This window comes from Bittarella massiliensis (ex Durand et al. 2017) (genome assembly GCF_009876955.1).
GTDB lineage: Bacteria > Bacillota > Clostridia > Oscillospirales > Ruminococcaceae > Bittarella > Bittarella massiliensis.
In genome coordinates this window covers 178,269-195,285 of the sequence record NZ_WWVY01000001.1, presented here as the reverse complement: position 1 = coordinate 195,285, position 17,017 = coordinate 178,269, and the positions used below count along the sequence as shown (strand labels likewise).

19 protein-coding genes are annotated in these 17,017 nt (G+C 64.6%); 6 read left to right on the top strand and 13 right to left on the bottom strand.

The window, feature by feature from the left end; genetic code table 11:
• Positions 1-4: 4 nt before the first annotated feature.
• The 11 genes from uvrC to GT748_RS00875 all read right to left on the bottom strand — a co-directional run bounded on the left by uvrC (position 5) and on the right by GT748_RS00875 (position 8,957).
• Positions 5-1,825: an excinuclease ABC subunit UvrC gene (uvrC, locus tag GT748_RS00925; protein WP_021661157.1), complete on the bottom strand. Its 1,821-nt coding sequence runs from the start codon at positions 1,823-1,825 to the stop codon at positions 5-7.
• Between the two features lie 84 nt (positions 1,826-1,909).
• Complete coding sequence (locus tag GT748_RS00920) at positions 1,910-2,173, bottom strand: HPr family phosphocarrier protein (protein WP_021661156.1); 264 nt, start codon at positions 2,171-2,173, stop codon at positions 1,910-1,912.
• Between the two features lie 216 nt (positions 2,174-2,389).
• Complete coding sequence (locus tag GT748_RS00915; protein WP_021661155.1) at positions 2,390-3,106, bottom strand: DUF554 domain-containing protein; 717 nt, start codon at positions 3,104-3,106, stop codon at positions 2,390-2,392.
• Positions 3,103-3,858, bottom strand: coding sequence for a tRNA (guanosine(37)-N1)-methyltransferase TrmD (trmD, locus tag GT748_RS00910; RefSeq protein ID WP_044993379.1), 756 nt, complete (start codon positions 3,856-3,858; stop codon positions 3,103-3,105). Before trmD ends, GT748_RS00915 begins: the two co-directional genes overlap by 4 nt.
• Positions 3,858-4,358 carry a ribosome maturation factor RimM gene (rimM, locus tag GT748_RS00905; RefSeq protein WP_044993367.1) on the bottom strand — a complete coding sequence of 167 codons (501 nt, stop codon included), beginning with the start codon at positions 4,356-4,358 and terminating at the stop codon, positions 3,858-3,860. Before rimM ends, trmD begins: the two co-directional genes overlap by 1 nt.
• A 90-nt stretch (positions 4,359-4,448) precedes the next feature.
• Positions 4,449-4,682, bottom strand: a complete 234-nt coding sequence (locus GT748_RS00900) for a KH domain-containing protein (RefSeq protein WP_021661152.1) — start codon at positions 4,680-4,682, stop codon at positions 4,449-4,451.
• Between the two features lie 23 nt (positions 4,683-4,705).
• Positions 4,706-4,948 (bottom strand): 30S ribosomal protein S16, encoded by a 243-nt coding sequence (gene rpsP, locus GT748_RS00895; RefSeq protein ID WP_021661151.1) that lies wholly within the window; start codon positions 4,946-4,948, stop codon positions 4,706-4,708.
• A gap of 156 nt (positions 4,949-5,104) precedes the next feature.
• On the bottom strand, positions 5,105-6,427 hold the full coding sequence (gene ffh / locus GT748_RS00890; RefSeq protein WP_021661150.1) for a signal recognition particle protein: 1,323 nt from the start codon (positions 6,425-6,427) through the stop codon (positions 5,105-5,107).
• A gap of 18 nt (positions 6,428-6,445) precedes the next feature.
• Entirely contained in the window at positions 6,446-6,808 is a 363-nt protein-coding gene (gene ylxM, locus GT748_RS00885; RefSeq protein WP_021661149.1) for a YlxM family DNA-binding protein, read from the bottom strand.
• A gap of 174 nt (positions 6,809-6,982) precedes the next feature.
• Positions 6,983-7,606 carry a GNAT family N-acetyltransferase gene (locus GT748_RS00880; protein ID WP_021661148.1) on the bottom strand — a complete coding sequence of 208 codons (624 nt, stop codon included), beginning with the start codon at positions 7,604-7,606 and terminating at the stop codon, positions 6,983-6,985.
• Between the two features lie 166 nt (positions 7,607-7,772).
• Positions 7,773-8,957 (bottom strand): metal-dependent hydrolase family protein, encoded by a 1,185-nt coding sequence (locus GT748_RS00875; RefSeq protein ID WP_081693074.1) that lies wholly within the window; start codon positions 8,955-8,957, stop codon positions 7,773-7,775.
• Between the two features lie 224 nt (positions 8,958-9,181).
• Here GT748_RS00875 and GT748_RS16075 point away from each other — a divergent pair, with 224 nt between their 5' ends.
• From GT748_RS16075 to GT748_RS00855, 4 genes are all read left to right on the top strand, one after another.
• Entirely contained in the window at positions 9,182-9,517 is a 336-nt protein-coding gene (locus tag GT748_RS16075; protein WP_161222300.1) for a FeoA family protein, read from the top strand.
• Positions 9,514-11,529, top strand: coding sequence for a ferrous iron transport protein B (gene feoB, locus GT748_RS00865; RefSeq protein WP_021661145.1), 2,016 nt, complete (start codon positions 9,514-9,516; stop codon positions 11,527-11,529). The genes GT748_RS16075 and feoB overlap by 4 nt, the downstream gene beginning before the upstream one ends.
• A gap of 22 nt (positions 11,530-11,551) precedes the next feature.
• Positions 11,552-11,755 carry a FeoB-associated Cys-rich membrane protein gene (locus GT748_RS00860; RefSeq protein WP_021661144.1) on the top strand — a complete coding sequence of 68 codons (204 nt, stop codon included), beginning with the start codon at positions 11,552-11,554 and terminating at the stop codon, positions 11,753-11,755.
• 810 nt (positions 11,756-12,565) lie between these two features.
• A complete protein-coding gene (locus GT748_RS00855; RefSeq protein ID WP_021661142.1) occupies positions 12,566-13,444 on the top strand; it encodes an SPL family radical SAM protein in 879 nt (292 codons plus the stop codon).
• A gap of 348 nt (positions 13,445-13,792) precedes the next feature.
• On the opposite strand, the gene GT748_RS00850 is transcribed toward GT748_RS00855, so the two are convergent.
• Complete coding sequence (locus GT748_RS00850) at positions 13,793-14,407, bottom strand: Crp/Fnr family transcriptional regulator (RefSeq protein ID WP_021660726.1); 615 nt, start codon at positions 14,405-14,407, stop codon at positions 13,793-13,795.
• Positions 14,408-14,517: 110 nt separating this feature from the next.
• On the opposite strand from GT748_RS00850, the gene GT748_RS00845 reads away from it, so the two are divergent.
• Together GT748_RS00845 and GT748_RS00840 are read left to right on the top strand one after the other, a co-directional pair.
• The gene (locus tag GT748_RS00845; protein WP_021660725.1) at positions 14,518-15,471 is read left to right on the top strand and encodes a nucleoside hydrolase; all 954 of its coding nucleotides are present in this window, start codon (positions 14,518-14,520) and stop codon (positions 15,469-15,471) included.
• Between the two features lie 15 nt (positions 15,472-15,486).
• A complete protein-coding gene (locus GT748_RS00840; protein WP_021660724.1) occupies positions 15,487-16,440 on the top strand; it encodes a nucleoside hydrolase in 954 nt (317 codons plus the stop codon).
• A 93-nt stretch (positions 16,441-16,533) separates the two neighbouring features.
• Here GT748_RS00840 and GT748_RS00835 read toward each other — a convergent pair whose 3' ends face one another.
• On the bottom strand, positions 16,534-16,893 hold the full coding sequence (locus GT748_RS00835) for a type II toxin-antitoxin system PemK/MazF family toxin (protein ID WP_044993090.1): 360 nt from the start codon (positions 16,891-16,893) through the stop codon (positions 16,534-16,536).
• Positions 16,894-17,017 lie beyond the last annotated feature (124 nt).

Here is a 17,017-nt window from a genome sequence, read left to right as displayed (position 1 = left end):
GGCACTACTTCCCATTGAAGTAGTTGTAGACGGCCAGGGCGGCGCTCTTGGGCAGCTTGCCCCGGTCCATCAGCACCTGCACCGGCGCCAGGGAGATCTCCTCCAGCGACTGAAAGGCCCCCAGCAGCTGTTTGGCCCGCTTTTCCCCCACCCCGGGGATGTTGGTCAGCTCCGACTTGAGGGCTGAGTTCTTGTGCAGCTTGCGCTGGTAGGAGATGGCGTAGCGGTGCACCTCGTCCTGGATGGTGGTGACCAGCTTGAAGGCCGCCTTGAAGGAGGAGAGGGCCACCTCCGAACCGTCCAGGGCGATGGCCCGGGTGCGGTGCTTCTGGTCCTTGACCATTCCGAACACCGGGATCTGCAGCCCCATCTCGGCCACCAGGGGGCGGATGGCCGAGACGTGCCCCTTGCCGCCGTCGAGGAGGATCAGGTCGGGGGTGGTGGCAAAACCCTCGTCGGCGTCGCCGTTTTTCAGCCGGGTGAGCCGGCGGGTGAGGGCCTCTTTCATGGAGGAGTAGTCGTCCTGCCCCACCACCGTCTGGATCTTGAAGCGCTTGTAGGCCCGGCGGTAGGGGCGGCCGTCCTTGAAGACCACCATCCCGCACACCTTGTAGCTTTCCCCCAGATTGGAGATGTCATAACTCTCGATGTAGGCGGGGGGTTCTTCCAGCCCCAGCAGCTTGGCCAGCTCGTCCAGGGCGGCGATCTCCCGCGCCGGGCGGCGGCTGCGGTAGGAGATGCCGGTGACCGCGTTGTCGTAGGCCATCTTCACCAGCCGCAGCTTCTCCCCCCGCTGGGGGAGCAGCAGTTCGGCCTTGCTCCCCCGCCGCTCGCTCAGCAGCTGCTCGATGAGGGGGCGGTCGGGCAGTTCCAGTTCCAGCAGCACCTCCTTGGGCAGGTCGGCGCGGGTGGTGTAGTAGCGGGCCACAAATTCGTTGAGGATGTCGGCGGGGGCGCCGTCGTCTTTTAAAAGGTACTCGTCCTTATCGGAGAGGCGGCCCTGGCGGAACTTGAGGACCACCACGCAGACCTTTCCCTCCCCCTTGGCCAGGGCGATGGCGTCCATGTCCACCTTGCTCTCAAAGACCACCTTCTGCCGCTCGTTTAGCCGCTGCAGCGACTGCAGCTGGTCCCGCACGGCGGCGGCCTTCTCGAATTCCAGGTTTTCGCTGTATCGCTGCATCTCCGATTGCAGGTCTTTGATGATCTTGTCGGCCCCGGTGGTGATGTAGGCGATGGCCCGGTCCACCATCTCCCGGTACTGGGCCTGGCTGATCTTGCCGGTGCAGACCCCGCAGCACTGCTTGATGTGGTAGTTGAGGCAGGGCCGCTCCCGGCCGATGTCCTGGGGGAAGCGCTTTTTGCAGCTGGGCAGCAGAAAGGCCTTTTTGGCCAGCTCCACGCTCTGGGTGACGATGAAGGAGCTGGTGTAGGGGCCGATGTAGGTGCTGCCGTCGTCGATCTTCTGCTTGGCGGCCTGGATGTCGGGCCAGTCGCCGGGGGTGATTTTAATGTAGTGGTAGCCCTTGTCGTCCTTTAAGAGGATGTTGTACTTGGGGCTGTACTGCTTGATGAGGCTGCACTCCAGCACCAGGGCCTCGAACTCGCTCTGGGTGACGATGAAGTCGAAGTCGTTGACGTGCATCACCATCTGATAGACCTTGGGCAGGTGGCTCTCCACCGCCATGAAGTAGCTGGAAACCCGGTTTTTCAGCTTTTTGGCCTTGCCCACATAGATGACCTTGCCGGTCTTGTCCTTCATGATGTAGACCCCCGGCTCCAGGGGCAGCTGATGGGATTTCTGCCGCAGCTGTTCCAGTGTCATGGCGCTCCTCCTCCCGCTCTGCAAAGACGCAAAAAAGGCGCAGCCGGAAAGGCCCGGCGGCGCCCGATCGCATATCCCAAATGCCTACTCTTTAAAGCCAGACTCCACCAGGGCCACCAGGGCCTCAACGGCCTGCTGCTCGTCGCTGCCGTCGGCCAGGATGCGGATGGCGGTGTCCCCCACGATCCCCAGGGAGAGGACGCCCAGCAGACTTTTGGCGTTGACCCGGCGCTCGTCCTTCTCGACCCAGATGGAGGACTTGAACTCGTTGGCCTTCTGAATAAAGAAGGTGGCCGGGCGGGCGTGCAGACCGACCTGATTTTCTACAACAACATCTTTCACAAACATAGCGATAGACTCCTTGTCCGTAAATTCTGCCCCCGCTTGTCTTGGGGCGGTGTGACTGACTTCCCCCGGCCGTGTGCCGGGACATTTTGGATACACTGCGATTTTCAAACGACCTCATTATAGCAATCCCCATGGGATTTGTCAGCAGCTAGAGGGGATTTTCTGCTTTTGCGATAATACCGCCACTTCCCCGGGAATGGGCTTTGTACAACATTTCTATATTTTTATAAACATCATCAGCAGGTTGTACAGTGGCGGTACAAGGATGGCGGGCAGCAAATTGGCCGTTTTGATCCGCTCGCCAAAGAGGAAGTTGACGCCGATGACCAGGATGATGGCGTTGCCCACCATGGAGATCTGCCCCATGAGGGCGTCGGTCATCAGGGGGGCCAGGGCCCCGGCCCCCAGGGTCAGCGCCCCCTGATAGAGGAGGACCGCCAGGGCGGCAAAACCCACGCTGGGCCCCAGGGAGGCGGTGAGGACCGCCGCCGAGACCAGGTCGAGGGTGCTCTTGACCAGGAGGATGCTGTAATCGCCGGTGAGCCCCTCCTCCAGCGCCCCGAGGATGGCCATGGCCCCCACGCAGAAGATGACCGCCGCCGGCACGAACCCCTGGGCAAAGCCCTTGATCTTGAGTTTGCGCTCCACAAAGCCGCCGAACCGGCCCAGCCGGTCGTCGATTTTTAACAGTTCCCCCGCCAGGACCCCCAGCACCAGGCTGACTAGGAGGAGCAGCCCCCCGTCGAAGGAGACCGCGCCCCCCTCCACCCGGCCCATGGCGCCCAGGGTGCCGGTGAGGCCGATGAGGATCACCGCCAGCCCCATGGTCTTCATCACCGCGTCCTCGATGCGCTGGGGGATCCCCTTTTTGCAGAGGAAGCCGACGCCGGTGCCCAGTAGCACCGTGCCCACGTTGATCAGGGTGCCGATCATACCGTCTCCTCCCACTCCCCGCCGGGGGCGGTGAGGGCCTCCAAAAAGGCCCGGTCCGCCCCGTCCAGGGGGGCTGTTTGCAACATGTCGGGGCGTTTTTTCCAGGTGTTGCGCAGGGCCTCCTCCCGCCGGTAGCGCTGGATGTTGGCGTGGTGCCCCGAGAGGAGGACCGGCGGCACCTCCCTGCCCTGCCAGACCGGCGGGCGGGTGTACTGGGGGTACTCCAACAGCCCGTTCCAGTGGCTCTCCTCGGTGAAGCAGTCCTCGCTGGAGAGGACCCCCGGGCACAGCCGCACCACCGAGTCCACAAAGGCCATGGCGGCGATCTCCCCCCCGGTGAGGACAAAGTCCCCCAGGGAGATCTCCTCGTCGACGATCTCGTCGAGGACCCGCTGGTCCACCCCCTCGTAGTGCCCGCAGAGGACAAAGAGGGACCCCTCCCCCGCGTACTCCCGGCTCACCTGCTGGGTGAGGACCCGCCCCTGGGGCGACATGTAGACCGCCTTGGGCCGGTCCCCCCGCTGGGCGCAGACCGCCTCAAAGCAGCGGAAGATGGGCTCGGGCTGCATCACCATCCCCATCCCCCCGCCGTAGGGGTAGTCGTCCACCCGGCCGTGCTTGTCCAGGGTGTAGTCGCGGATGTTGTGGCAGCGGATGTCCACCAGTCCGTCGGCCATGGCCCGGCCGATGATCGACTCCCCCAAAACGGCCATCACCATCTCGGGGAAGATGGTGGCGATATCGATCGTCATCATGCAAACAGCCCCTCCAGCGGGCGGATGCGCATCTCCCCGGCGGCCAAGTCGATGGTCAGCACCACCTCTTTGATGGCGGGGATCAGGGTGATCCGCCCCTCTTTTTCAATGTGGTAGACGTCGTTGGCCCCGGTCTGGCTGACCTCGCAGAGGGTGCCATAGCATTCGCCGGTGTCGGCGTCCTTCACCGTCAGGCCCACCAGGTCCTGCACGAAAAAGCTGCCCTCGGGCAGCTGCACGTCGCCCCGGTCCATGTAGAGGACCTTGCCGATGTAGCGGGTGGCCTGCTCCACCGTGTCGATCCCCTCGAACTTGCAGACCACCACGTTTTTGTGCACCCGGCTGCGCTCGATTTGCAGGGTCTCGGCCCGGCCCTCGGTGAAGAGCCGCTCAAAGCCCAACAGAAAGTCCGGCGAATCGCACCAGGGCTGAATGCGCACCTCGCCGCGCACCCCGTGGGTGGTGACGATCTTCCCCACTTCCAAATCCTGTTTCATCTCGTCCTCCCTCGGCCGCGCCAGAGGCGGCCCCATAAAGGCAGTAGGGAAAGCAAAGTCGCCCTCGCTTTCCCTACGGTGTGAAGTACCCTAGTCGATGTCTACCTGGATCTTTTCGCCGACGCGAACAGCGGCCGCCCGCATCACAGTGCGAATGGCTTTGGCGATCCGCCCCTGCTTGCCGATGACCCGGCCCATGTCGTCGGCCGCCACGTGGATGTGGTAGACGGTGACGCCCTCTTCATTGGGCTCGTCCTTCTGCACCTGGACGGCGGCCTTGTCCTCGACCAGGCCGGTCACCAGGGTGATGAGCAGTTCTTCCATGCCACAGACCTCCTCGGGCAAAATTACTCAGCGCTCTGCTGTTTGAGCAGGCTCTTGACGGTGTCGGTGGGCTGGGCGCCGTTGGCGATCCACTTCTGGGCCTTCTCCATGTCGATCTTCACCACTTTGGGGTCTTTGGTCGGGTCGTAGTAGCCCAGCTCCTCAATGAAGCGGCCGCCGCGGGGGTAGCGGGAGTCGGCCACGACGATGCGGTAAAAGGGGGCTTTCTTGGCGCCCATCCGGCGCAGTCTGATTTTCACTGCCATGATACAATTCCTCCAATGATGTTGTTCTTTTTATTGCTGTGCAATAAAGGGACTGGCGGCTGCAAGGCCGCGCTCTTTTATAGCACCGGCCGGTCTCCCGGGCCGGAATCTACCAATAAAAAAGTTACACAAAGGTTACATGAGGTTACACAGGGGTTACATAAAGGGCATCATCCGCCGCCGCTTGCCGGGGCGGCTGAACTGCTTCATCAGCTTGCTCATGGTCTCGAACTGTTTGAGCAGGCGGTTGACGTCCTCCACCCGGGTGCCGCTGCCGGCGGCGATGCGCCGCTTGCGGCTGGGGTTGATGAGTTTGGGCTTGGCCCGCTCCTCCGGGGTCATGGAGCAGATGATGGCCCGCACCTGGTCCATCTGGCGATCGTCCAGGTCGGCCCCGCTGAGCTTGTTTCCGATCCCCCCGGGGAGCATGCTCACGATCTGTTGGAGGCTGCCCATGTTCCGCATCTGGTCGAGCTGGACGAGCATGTCCTCCAAATCGAACTTGTTCTTGCGGAACTTCTCCTCCATGGCCTTTTGCTGCTTTTCATCGAACTGGGTCTGGGCCTTTTCGATGAAGGTGAGCACGTCCCCCATCCCCAGGATGCGGGAGGCCATTCGGTCGGGGTAGAAGGGCTCTAAGTCGTCCAGCTTCTCGCCGGTGCCCGAAAACTTGATGGGCTTGCCGGTGACCGCCTTGACCGAGAGGGCCGCACCGCCCCGGGTGTCGCCGTCGAGTTTGGTGAGCACCACGCCGGTGATTTCCAGCAATTGGTTGAAGCTCTCGGCCACCGAGACGGCGTCCTGGCCGGTCATGGAGTCGATGACCAGCAAGATCTCGTCGGGCCCGACCGCCGCCTTGATGGCGGCCAACTCGGCCATCAGGGCCTCGTCGATGTGCAGCCGGCCGGCGGTGTCGAGGATGACGATGTCGTTGCCGTGGTCCTTGGCGTGGCCCAGGGCCTTTTTGGCGATCTCCACCGGGTCGCCCTGCCCCATCTCAAAGACCGGGACCCCGGCCTGTTCGCCCACCACCTGCAGCTGTTTGATGGCCGCCGGGCGGTAGACGTCGCAGGCCACCAGCAGCGGGCGGTGCCCCTGGCTTTTGAGCAGCTTGCCCAGCTTGCCCGAGTGGGTGGTCTTGCCCGAGCCCTGCAGGCCGCACATCATGATGACGCAGGGCGGCTTGGAGGGGATGTGCAGCCGGCTGACCTCCCCCCCCATGAGGGAGATGAGCTCTTCGTGGACGATCTTGATGACCTGCTGGGCCGGGGTCAAGCTCTCGAAGACGGCGGCGCCCACCGCCCGCTCGGTCACCGCGTCCACAAACTGCTTGGCGACCTTGTAGTTGACGTCCGCCTCCAGCAGGGCCAGGCGGACCTCCCGCATGGCGGTCTTGACGTCCTTCTCCCCCAGCTTGCCCTTCTGCTTTAACTTTTTAAAGGCGGCGGACAGCTTTTCAGATAGTCCTTCAAAGGCCACGGTGTTCCCCCCTTTCCCCTATTCGCCGATTTCCTTGACGGTCTCCAGGATCACTTTGACCGACCGCTCGATCTCGGCGGAGGAGTTGTAGTTGTCGTTGAGCAGCGAGATGTTCTTGGCCTCCTGGGTGATCCGCTCCAGCCCCTGATACATCTGGCGGTAGCGGCGGCAGAGACCCAGCTTCTCCTCCATCTCCAGCAGGGTGGCCTCCCCCCTCTTGATGGAGTCGCGCACCCCCTGGCGGGTGATACCGGTGTTCTCGGCGATCTCGCCCAGGGAGAGGTCCTGGTCGTAGTAGAGGACGATGCAGTCGCGCTGCTTCTCGGTGAGCAGCTCCCCGTAAAAGTCGCACAGCAGGGCGATCTCCAAATTTTTGGACACGGGCCGCTCCCCCCTCTCAAAAAGACACGCCGGAGGCCCGGCGCAGGGCCATCAGCGTGTAAAGTGTTTTTCTTTACATTGAGTATAGCAAAGCCCTCGCCCCCTGTCAAGGCCTTTCGCTTTACCAATTACAGCTTTCGTCAAAAAAGAGGGGGATATTTTGTGCAGGCGACCCTATTTTTTCTGCCCGTAGACAAAGACGGTCACCTTTTCGACCCCGGCGTAGGAAAATTCGGTCGCGGCCTCGGCCAGTCTTTGCAGCCCCTGCGCCTCGTAAAAGCGGTGGTTGCAGCCGGTGTCGGTGTGGACGTAGAAGCTCTCGATCCCCTCGGCGGCAAAGTGCTCCATCAAATTTCGGTAGAGCTGTTTGCCGATGCCCAGGCCGCGGCAGCTCTCGTCCACCAGGAAGAGGGAGAGCTCGGCGTCAAAGGGGTAGCCGACCGCCCGGTCCAGGGCGGCCAAGGTCTCGCCGTAGCCCGACCACTCCCCGTTCCCTCTGCGGAAGGAGCGGTCGAAGAGGAGGGGGACGGCGTGGCGGAGGGCGCGGAAGTAGGCCCCCCAGTGCCACCGCTTCCTGCCCTTGCGGCAGTCGGAGCCCACAATGACCCCCACCGGCCGGCCCTCCCGCAGGGCCACGCAGGTATAGCTCTCCCGCAGGAGGCAGGAGAGCAGGTAGCTCTGCCCGAAGTGGGTGGCCCCCTCGGGCCCCCCTGTGAACTGGTCAAACTTCCAGGTATCGACGATGATGCGGCCCAGCTCGGCATGGTCCGACGGCTGGATGCTCCGGTAGGTGATCACCTGTTTTTCTCCTTTCTCCCAGGGCGGACCGGTCGGCCGCCCGCAAAAAGTACATGATTGTACCAATAGGATGCCATCTCTCCCCCTGCCTGTCAACCCCCGCCCTGCAAAAAAAGGGGGCGGAGCTCCTCGCTCCGCCCCCTGAAAGGGACGCTTTTCCCCCGGCCTAGGCCCGGTAGACGATCTCCCCGTCCTTGATGGTCATCCGGTTGTCGGTGACGGTGGCGATGGTTTGCAGCGGGTCGTCCCGGTAGACGGCAAAGCAGGCCCGCTTGCCCGGGGTGATGGAGCCCAGGCTCTCCTCCACCCCGCAGAGTTTGGCCGACTCGATGGTGCCGATGCGCAGCGCCTCGAGGGGGGTGAGGCCGCCCTTCTCCACCATCAGCACATACTCGCTGCAGCTGTTTTCCGGCGGGTTGGACGGGGTGCCCGCGTCGGTCCCCATGCAGATCTTGACCCCGGCGGCATAGGCGTCTTTGAAGGAGCGGATGTGGGAGTCGATGACCGCTTTGGTCTTGCGGATGACGTAGTCGGGCTGCTTGACCGGGCTGTCGCCGTAGAGGATGAAGTGGCTGGCCGCCAGGGTGGGGCAAAACCAGGTGCCCTGCTCCACCATCCGGCTGATGGTCTCCCCGTCCAGGTAGCAGCCGTGCTCGATGGAGTCGATGCCCGCCCGCACCGAGTCGCGGATGCCCGAGGCCCCCTGGGCGTGGGAGCAGACCTTGGCCCCGCACTTGTGGGCCTCTCGCACCACGGCCTCCATCTCCTCCAAGTCCATCTGCTGGGCGCCGGGCTCCACCCCCTTGGTCATGATGCCGCCGGTGGCGATGACCTTGATCCAGTCGGCCCCGGCCCGCAGCTGGTCCCGGGTGGCCTTGCGCATCTCCTCCGCCCCGTCGGCCTGCAGCCCGCAGAGGGTCCAGCTGTGCCCGCCGGTGATGCAGATGCAGCGGCCGCAGGCGAGCATGTCCGGCCCCTGCACCCGCCCGGCGCGGATCTCGTCGCGCAGCAGGATGTCGATGCCCGAGTAGCCGCCCACGTCCCGGATGAAGGTGACCCCCGCCTTGAGAAAGCCCTGCAAACTCTGGATGGCCAGCAGGGTCAGCCGGGCGTCGCTGCCGCCGATGAGGCCCATGTCGGCGTCGCTGCTGATGGTGATGTGGGTGTGGCAGTTGAAGGCGCCGGGGGCCAGGTACTGGCCGCCCATCTCCACCACCCGGCAGCCCTCGGGCAGGGGGCCCACCTCCCCGACCGCGGCGATCCTGCCGTCCTCCACCAGCGCGTCGCCGGCAAAGCAGCGGCCCTCCAAGACGTCCACGATGTTGGCATTTTTGAAACAGACCTGTTTCACCGTTTTCACTCCTCCTTCGCCGGCCGCGGGGGCCGGCCCTTTTTTTGCAAGTATGACACCCGCCGCGCCGTTTGTCCAGCCCGGAAACCCCTTGCGGGGCCGCTTTCAAAAAAAGTTGTGAAAATTGTACAGACGGCCTCCCTTTTTCTTGACAATGCCGACAGGCAATAGTATCCTGTAAGCAGGGACTAACTTAGTGACGTGTGAAGAGGGGAAGTGCAGGTATGACATTGGACAAAGTGGCACCAGGGCAGGGGGGCGTCATCACCCAGGTGGGGGGCGAGGGGGTCCTCCGCCGCCGGCTGCTGGACATGGGGCTGACCCCCGGCACCCGGGTCTCGGTGCGCAAGATCGCCCCCATGGGCGACCCCATCGAGCTGTTTTTGCGCAGCTACGTGCTGACCATCCGCAAGGAGGAGGCGGCCAACATCGCCGTGGAGGGGGGGGGGGAAACCGCCCTCCCCCGCGCCGCCGAGCACCGGCCTGAATCGGAGGGGGGGCACCCCCGCCGACGCGGCGGCAGGCAGGCGGAACACCACAGAGGGAGGTGGGGCAGATGAGCTATCTGCTGGCCCTGGCGGGCAACCAGAACTGCGGCAAGACCACCCTCTTCAACGCCCTCACCGGCGCCAACCAGCACGTGGGCAACTTCCCCGGGGTGACGGTGGAGAAGAAGGAGGGCACCATCAAGCGCCAGAGGGACGCGGTGCTGGTGGACCTGCCGGGCATCTACTCCCTCTCCCCCTACACCTCGGAGGAGGTGGTGACCCGGGACTTTATTTTAAAGGAGAACCCCCTGGCCATCATCAACATCGTCGACGCCACCAACATCGAGCGCAACCTCTACCTGACGCTGCAGCTGATGGAGCTGCGCATCCCCATGGTCATCGCCCTGAACATGATGGACGAGGTGCGGGCCTCGGGCAACTCCATCGACGTGCAAAAGCTCAGCGAGCACCTGGGGCTGCCGGTGGTGCCCATCTCCGCCTCGAAAAAAGAGGGGATATCCGACCTGCTCGACGAGGTGGGCAAGGTCATCAAAAACCCGGTGCCGCCGGAAAAGCTGGACTTCTGCACCGGCGAGGTGCACAAGGCCATCCACTCCATCGCCCACATCGTCGAGGACCAGGCCAAGGCCGCCGGCTACCCGCTGCGCTTCGCCGCCACCAAGCTGGTGGAGGGCGACAAGCCGATGCACGAGGCCCTGGGGGTGCGGGGGGAGGAGTACCACATCGTCCACCACATCATCCACCAGATGGAGCGCAACCTGGGCACCGACCGGGAGGCCGCCCTGGCGGACATGCGGTACAGCTACATCGAAAAGATCTGCGCCGACTGCGTCATCAAGCACCAGGAGACCCACGAGCAGATCCGCTCTGAAAAGATCGACCGGCTGCTGACCCACAAGTACCTGGGCATCCCCATCTTCTTCGGCATCATGTTCTTCATCTTCTGGCTGACCTTCGGGGTCATCGGCGAGCCCCTCAAGGGGCTGCTGGAAGAGGGGATCGCCGCCGCCACCGCCGCCTTTGGCGACCTGCTGGTGCGGGTGGGGGTCAGCGACTGGCTGCGCTCCCTCCTCATCGACGGGGTCTGCGTGGGGGTGGGCAGCGTCCTCTCCTTCCTCCCCATCATCGTGCTGCTGTTCTTCTTCCTCTCCATCCTGGAGGACAGCGGCTACATGGCCCGGGTGGCCTTTGTGATGGACAAACTGCTGCGCAAGATCGGCCTCTCCGGCCGCAGCTTCGTGCCCATGCTCATCGGCTTCGGCTGCTCGGTGCCCGCCATCATGGCCACCCGCACCCTGGCCAGCGAGCGGGACCGGAAGATGACCATCGTCCTTACCCCCTTCATGTCCTGCAGCGCCAAGCTGCCCATCTACGCCATGATCACCGCCGCCTTCTTCCCCCAAAACGGGGCGCTGGTGATGATCTCCCTCTACCTCACCGGCATCCTGGTGGCCGTTCTCTCGGGGCTGCTGCTCAAGCGCACCCTCTTTCAGGGGGAGCCGGTCCCCTTTGTGATGGAGCTGCCGGCCTACCGCATCCCCTCGGCCAAAAGCGTGGCCCTGCACATGTGGGAAAAGGCCAAGGACTTCATCCGCAAGGCCTTCACCATCATCTTCCTGGCGGCCATCATCATCTGGTTTTTGCAGAGCTTCGACTGGCGGCTCAACGCGGTGCAGAGCAGCGCCGACAGCATCCTCGCCTCCATCGGCTCCTTCGTCGCCCCCCTCTTCACCCCCCTGGGCTTTGGGGACTGGCGGGCCTCCACCGCCCTGATCACCGGCATCACCGCCAAGGAGACGGTGGTCAGCACCCTCACCGTTCTCACCGGGGCCCAGAGCGGCGCCCAGTTGGGCCAGATCCTGGGGACCATCTTCACCCCCCTGTCGGCCTTCTCCTTTCTGGCCTTCACCGTCCTCTACATGCCCTGTGTGGCCGCCTTCGCCGCCGAGCGGCGGGAGCTGGGCAGCACCCGCGGGGCGCTGCTGGCCTCCCTCTACCAGACCGGCGCGGCCTATCTGGTCGCCCTGCTGATCTACCAGGTGGGGAGTCTCTTCATCCGCTGATTTCTCTTGGGAGGTGTTTTTTATGAGCGTTGCCGACTGGGTGGTCCTGGGGCTGCTGGCCCTCTGCGTGGCCGCCGTCGTCTTTTTCCTGCGCCGCCAGAAGCGGCGGGGCGGGGGCTGCGCCGGCTGTTCCGGCTGCGGGGGCAGACAGGCGGGCGGCTGCGGGGGTTGCCCCTCCGCCGGGCCCTGCCCGCCGCCAGAGGGAGCGGGACATCGACCCCAATAACCGTCTTCTCAGAGGGGCGGGCCCAAAACGGCCCGCTCCTTTTTTCTGCCCGAATGTTGACAGTCCCTTCCCTATTTGTTCACACCTTCTAAATAAATCGACCATCTTGCACAAAAACCAGGCAATCACTTTAACGAAAATGCAAATGGACATCCGGCGGCCAATCGAATATACTGAAAGTGCAATAGGGAAGCAGAATGACAGACAGAATGGAGGAGATTCCAGTGCAGCAGTTTGACCCACAGCATTGTGGTGATTGCCCGTGCCGCGTCTTTGCTCGTTTCTCTGTGAGTTCCCTCGGCGGTTTGTCCTGGTGACCCTCGACCGATCACCCAGCGTGTGACTTCACAGTTCCCCAAAGCGAACCAAAGCGCGTAAATGCGCCGATCGATTTGTATCCTGCGCACGACAAACGTCCCGCACCTTGAAGTGTTTGTTTTACCAGCCCTCTGCAGCGGTGCAGAGAGACCCCTGCGTAAGACCTGACCCCCGGCGTCCAAACCGCCGAGCAAGGATGTGTTTCTGACCCAGCGTTTTCGTGCAGTGCTTTATAAAAGGCGAATACCGGCCGTATGTGGGTATTTGACACCGTCCTCTCCCAAAAGAGGTGGCCATCAAAAAACTCCCTGGCACGGGCGATCCCACAATTTTTATAAGACAAGTTCATAAGAAAAAGAACGGGGCTGCCGCACTGCGACAGCCCTTCTTTTTTGCCGCGCCCCATACCGGACAGACCGCCGCCGGTATTGTGTGCGATACTGCAAGGGAGAAACCGGCCCCGGTCCGGGGCCGCGCGAGGAGGAACCAACCTTGGAGACCGTGCCCGCCAAACACCTGCTGCAAAAGACCCGCTCCCCCGCCTGGTTTGGGACCGAGTACAACCTCAACCTCTACCGGGGCTGCTGCCACGGCTGCATCTACTGCGACAGCCGCAGCGAGTGCTACCGCATCGACGACTTCGACCGGGTGCGCGCCAAGGAGAACGCCATCCCCCTGCTGCGGCAGGAGCTGGCGGCCAAGCGGCAGACCGGGGTGGTGAGCCTGGGGGCCATGAGCGACAGCTACAACCCCTTTGAGGAGGGGCAGCAGCTGACCCGGCAGGCCCTGACCCTCTTTTTGCGGCACGGCTTTGGCGCGGCCATCGCCACCAAGAGCGACCTGATCACCCGCGACCGGGCCCTGCTGGCCGAGCTCTCCGCCCAGGCGCCGGTCATCGTCAAGTTCTCCCTCTCCACCGCCGACGAGGGGCTGGCCGCCCGGGTGGAGCCCCGCGCCCCCTCCCCTGCCCGGCGGCTGCGGGCGCTGGAACAGCTGTCGGCCGCCGGGGTGTTTGCCGGGGTGCTGCTGATGCCGGTGCTCCCCCTGCTGGAGGACGAGCCGGACCAGGTGGTAGAGCTGGTGCGCCGGGCGGCGGATGCGGGGGCCCGGTTCATCTACCCGGCCTTTGGGGTCACCCTGCGGCAAAACCAGCGCGCCCACTACTACCGCCAGTTGGAGCGGCACTTCCCCGGTTTGGCGGAGCGGTACCGCGACTTGTACGGCGACGCCTACTGGTGCGCCTCCCCCCGCCACCGGGAGCTCTACGGCGTCTTTTCCGCCGCCTGCCAGCGGCGGGGCCTGCTCTACACCATGGAGGAGATCGTGCGCGCCTACAAGCCCCCCCGCGCCGAGCAGCTCTCGCTGTTTTGACCCCTACCGGGGGAGATGCCGCCACAAAAAGAGCAGAGGGCACGGACAAGCCGCCGGGGGATGCCGCCACAAAAAGAGTAGAGGGCACGGACAAGCCGCCGGAGGGATGCTGCCACAAAAAAACAGAGGGCACGGACAAGCCGCCGAGAGGGACGCCGCCACAAAAGAGCGGAGGGCACGGACAAGCCGCCGGGGGGATGCCGCCACAAAAAGAGCGGAGGGCACGGACAAGCCGCCGGGGGGATGCCGCCACAAAAGAGCGGAGGGCACGGACAGGCCGCCGGGGGGACGCCGCCACAAAAGAGCAGAGGGGCCGGACAAGCCGCCGGGCCCTCTGCTCTTTGATCTCTATCTCGCGCCGCCCTCATCCCCTGGGGGGAGGAGGGTGACCGTCCCCCGGCCACACCGCACCAGCCCCTCTTTTGCCAGGGCGGCCAGGGCCCGGTTGACGCTGCGCATCGGCGCCTTTACCTGAGCGGCCAGGGCCTGTTTGTCCAGCGGCCCGCGGCGGCCCATCTCCCGCCAGCTCTGCAGGCAGGCGCGCACCCGCTCCTTGACGCGCAGGAGCTGCAGCTGGGTGGCGTTTGCGGCGTACCGCCGCATCTGCTGCGCCAGGTGGCGGATGAGGGCGGTGGTGAGGGCAAAGTCCCGCTCCATCCAGGCCAGCAGGTCGTCCCGGTCCAACTGCAAAACGGTGCAGTCGCTGGCGGCCACCACCTCGATGGTCTTGAGCCCCTCGCAGAAGATCTCCAGTTCCCCGAAGAGGTCCCCTTCGCCGTAGCGGTCCACCAGGGCGGTGGCCCCGCTCTCGTCCGCCACCCAGGCCATGGCCGTCCCCCGCTCCACCATGTAGATACAGCGGTTCTCCTCCCCCGCCAGCAGCACCGGCTCCCCCTTGCAAAAGGTGCGCCGGTGCAGCCCGCCGCTCAGGTCTTCCGGCATCCGCTCAAAGAATTCCCGCATCTTTTTCTCCTTCGGGTCAATTGACCTGTTTTCATTCTACCGGCCGCTCTATACTGTTGTCAAGGGAACCCAACCGGCCGCCCTGGGCGGCGAGAGAGGAGAGCAGACAGATGAAAAGACCCATTGTGATCGACACCGACACCGGCTCCGACGATGCGGTGGCCCTGGTGCTGGCGCTGCGCGACCCCGCGGTAGAGGTGCTGGCCATCACCACCGTGGCGGGGAATGTGGGGGTCGAGCAGGCCACCCAAAACGCCCTGATGACCATCGACTACGCCGAGCGGGGGACCCCGCCGGTCTACCAGGGGTGCGCCAAGCCCCTCTACCACTCCCACATCTCGGCCGAGGGGGTGCACGGGGAGGACGGGATGGGCGACCTGGGCACCCTGGTCCCCAGCGCCCGCCTGCCCGAAAAGGAGCACGCCGTGGACGCCCTGATCGCCCTGGGGCGCAGGGGCGGGGTGGAGCTGTTGGCCCTGGGGCCCCTGACCAACGTCGCCCTGGCCATGATGAAGGACCCCGAGGCCATGCGGGGCTACACCCGCATCACCCTGATGGGCGGGGCCTACACCAAGGGGAACACCGGCCACCTGGCCGAATTCAACCTGTGGGAGGACGCCGAGGCAGCCGACTATGTCTTCACCTTCGGCGTTCCCATCACCATGGTCACCATCGAGGCCTGCCGGGACAAGGCAAAAATCACCCGGGACGACTGCGCCCGCATCAAGGCCACCGGCTCCCGCTGCGGGGCCTTCTGCGTGGACTGCAACCGCACCCTCTACGAGGCCAGCGCCCGCTACGGCGAACCCTACTTTACCCTGCCCGACGCGGCGGCCGCCGCCGTGCTGCTGCGCCCCGACCTGGTGGCCGAGCAGTTTGACAGCTACACCCGCATCGAGTGCCAGAGCGAACTGGCCTATGGGGCCACCGTCAACGACCGGCGGCCCCGGGACCGGGTGGGAACCGCCTCGAAGGAGTCCCCCCTCCCCCCCTTCAACTGCCGGGTGGTCCACCGGTTGGAGGAGAGGGCCTTCAAAGAGTGGATGATCGCGCTGATCGCGTAGAGAGGAGAGAGAGCTGTGAAAAAAATCATTCTCGACACCGACACTGGGTCGGACGACGCGGTGGCCATCGTCATGGCCCTGCGGGACCCGGGGGTCCAGGTGCTGGCCTGCACCACCGTCTCGGGCAACGTCGAGGTGGAACGGGCCACCTACAACTGCCTGCAGGCCATCGACTGCGCCGGCACCTACCGCCCGCCGGTCTACGAGGGGGCGGGACGCCCCCTGCAGGGGGGATGTGAGAGCACCGACCAGGTGCGCGGCCAGGACGGGATGGGCGACCTGGGCACCCTGCGCCGCCCCACCGGCAGCCCCGCGCCGGGGTCCGCTGTGGACGCCATCCTCCGCCTCCTGCGGGAGGGGGCGGGCGACATCGAGCTGGTGGCCATCGGCCCCCTGACCAACCTGGCCCTGGCCATCCTCCAGGAGCCGGAGACCGTGAAGAAGGCGCCCCACATCACCATCATGGGGGGCGCGCACCCCTACCACAACCCCCACACCGTCTGGGCAGAGTTCAACATCATGTGCGACCCCGAGGCCGCCCAGGTGGTCTTCTCCTCCGGCATCCCCTTCACCCTGGTCACCCTGGAGGCCTGTTGGGGCGACATGCGCTTTGACGAGGACGACATCGCCCGCTTTCGCGCCCGCAGCGAAGCCGGCGCCTTTTGTGTCGACTGCAACCGCACCGCCATCGACCTGGCGCGCAAACGGCAGGGCGAGGGCCGCTTCCCCCTGCCCGGCGCCGCCGCCATGGCGGCGCTGCTGCGGCCCGAACTCATCAAGACCAGCTTCCCCAGCTACACCCAGGTGGACTGCAAGGGCCGCTTCACCCGGGGGGCCACCCTCTTCGAGCCGATCGAGCGGCGCTTTGTCACCGACGCCTTCGGCCTCGAAAAGCACCGCCCCAACTCCACGGTGGTCACCGAGATGGACGGGGCGGGCTTCAAGGAATACCTCATGGGGCTCCTCTAACCCCCTTCCCCTTCTCCAATAAGACGCCACAGGGCGGCCGGGAATACTCCGGGCCGCCCCTCTTTTTGCGGTGTCACACGCCCCCAGGCCGCTTTATGTATGGGGGTTCCCCAAACCAAAGCTGACGCTCAAGGCGTGGTCGATTTGATCCATAGCGCCTGTATCCAGCTGCCCCATCCGCTCCTTGAGGCGGGTCTTGTCGAGGGTCCTGACCTGTTCCAACAGGACGATGGAGTTCTTGGCCAGGCCACAGGTCCCCCCGGTCACCGAGATGTGGGTGGGCAGGTGGTTTTTGTCCTTCTGACTGGTGATGGCTGCGGCGATGACGGTGGGGCTGTGGCGGTTGCCCACGTCGTTTTGGACGATGAGCACCGGGCGGACGCCCCCCTGTTCCGAGCCCACCACCGGGCTCAAGTCGGCGTAGTAGATCTCCCCGCGCTTGACGGTATTCACGTCTGTCACACTCCCAAAAGAAAATTGCGAAAGTCGCCCGCCGCGGTCCGCGGCTGCTGCCTGCACCCATAGTTTGGCCCGCTGCGGCTCCCCTTAAACACGGGAGGTGTACCCCATTCTATTT

What these genes read in the sequence shown, in the direction of transcription:
- uvrC (WP_021661157.1), bottom strand. Translation starts at nt 1,825, where the DNA reads ATGACACTGGAACAGCTGCGGCAGAAATCCCATCAGCTGCCCCTGGAG.
- GT748_RS00920 (WP_021661156.1), bottom strand. Translation starts at nt 2,173, where the DNA reads ATGTTTGTGAAAGATGTTGTTGTAGAAAATCAGGTCGGTCTGCACGCC.
- GT748_RS00915 (WP_021661155.1), bottom strand. Translation starts at nt 3,106, where the DNA reads ATGATCGGCACCCTGATCAACGTGGGCACGGTGCTACTGGGCACCGGC.
- trmD (WP_044993379.1), bottom strand. Translation starts at nt 3,858, where the DNA reads ATGACGATCGATATCGCCACCATCTTCCCCGAGATGGTGATGGCCGTT.
- rimM (WP_044993367.1), bottom strand. Translation starts at nt 4,358, where the DNA reads ATGAAACAGGATTTGGAAGTGGGGAAGATCGTCACCACCCACGGGGTG.
- GT748_RS00900 (WP_021661152.1), bottom strand. Translation starts at nt 4,682, where the DNA reads ATGGAAGAACTGCTCATCACCCTGGTGACCGGCCTGGTCGAGGACAAG.
- rpsP (WP_021661151.1), bottom strand. Translation starts at nt 4,948, where the DNA reads ATGGCAGTGAAAATCAGACTGCGCCGGATGGGCGCCAAGAAAGCCCCC.
- GT748_RS16075 (WP_161222300.1), top strand. Translation starts at nt 9,182, where the DNA reads ATGACATTGGACAAAGTGGCACCAGGGCAGGGGGGCGTCATCACCCAG.
- feoB (WP_021661145.1), top strand. Translation starts at nt 9,514, where the DNA reads ATGAGCTATCTGCTGGCCCTGGCGGGCAACCAGAACTGCGGCAAGACC.
- GT748_RS00860 (WP_021661144.1), top strand. Translation starts at nt 11,552, where the DNA reads ATGAGCGTTGCCGACTGGGTGGTCCTGGGGCTGCTGGCCCTCTGCGTG.
- GT748_RS00850 (WP_021660726.1), bottom strand. Translation starts at nt 14,407, where the DNA reads ATGCGGGAATTCTTTGAGCGGATGCCGGAAGACCTGAGCGGCGGGCTG.
- GT748_RS00845 (WP_021660725.1), top strand. Translation starts at nt 14,518, where the DNA reads ATGAAAAGACCCATTGTGATCGACACCGACACCGGCTCCGACGATGCG.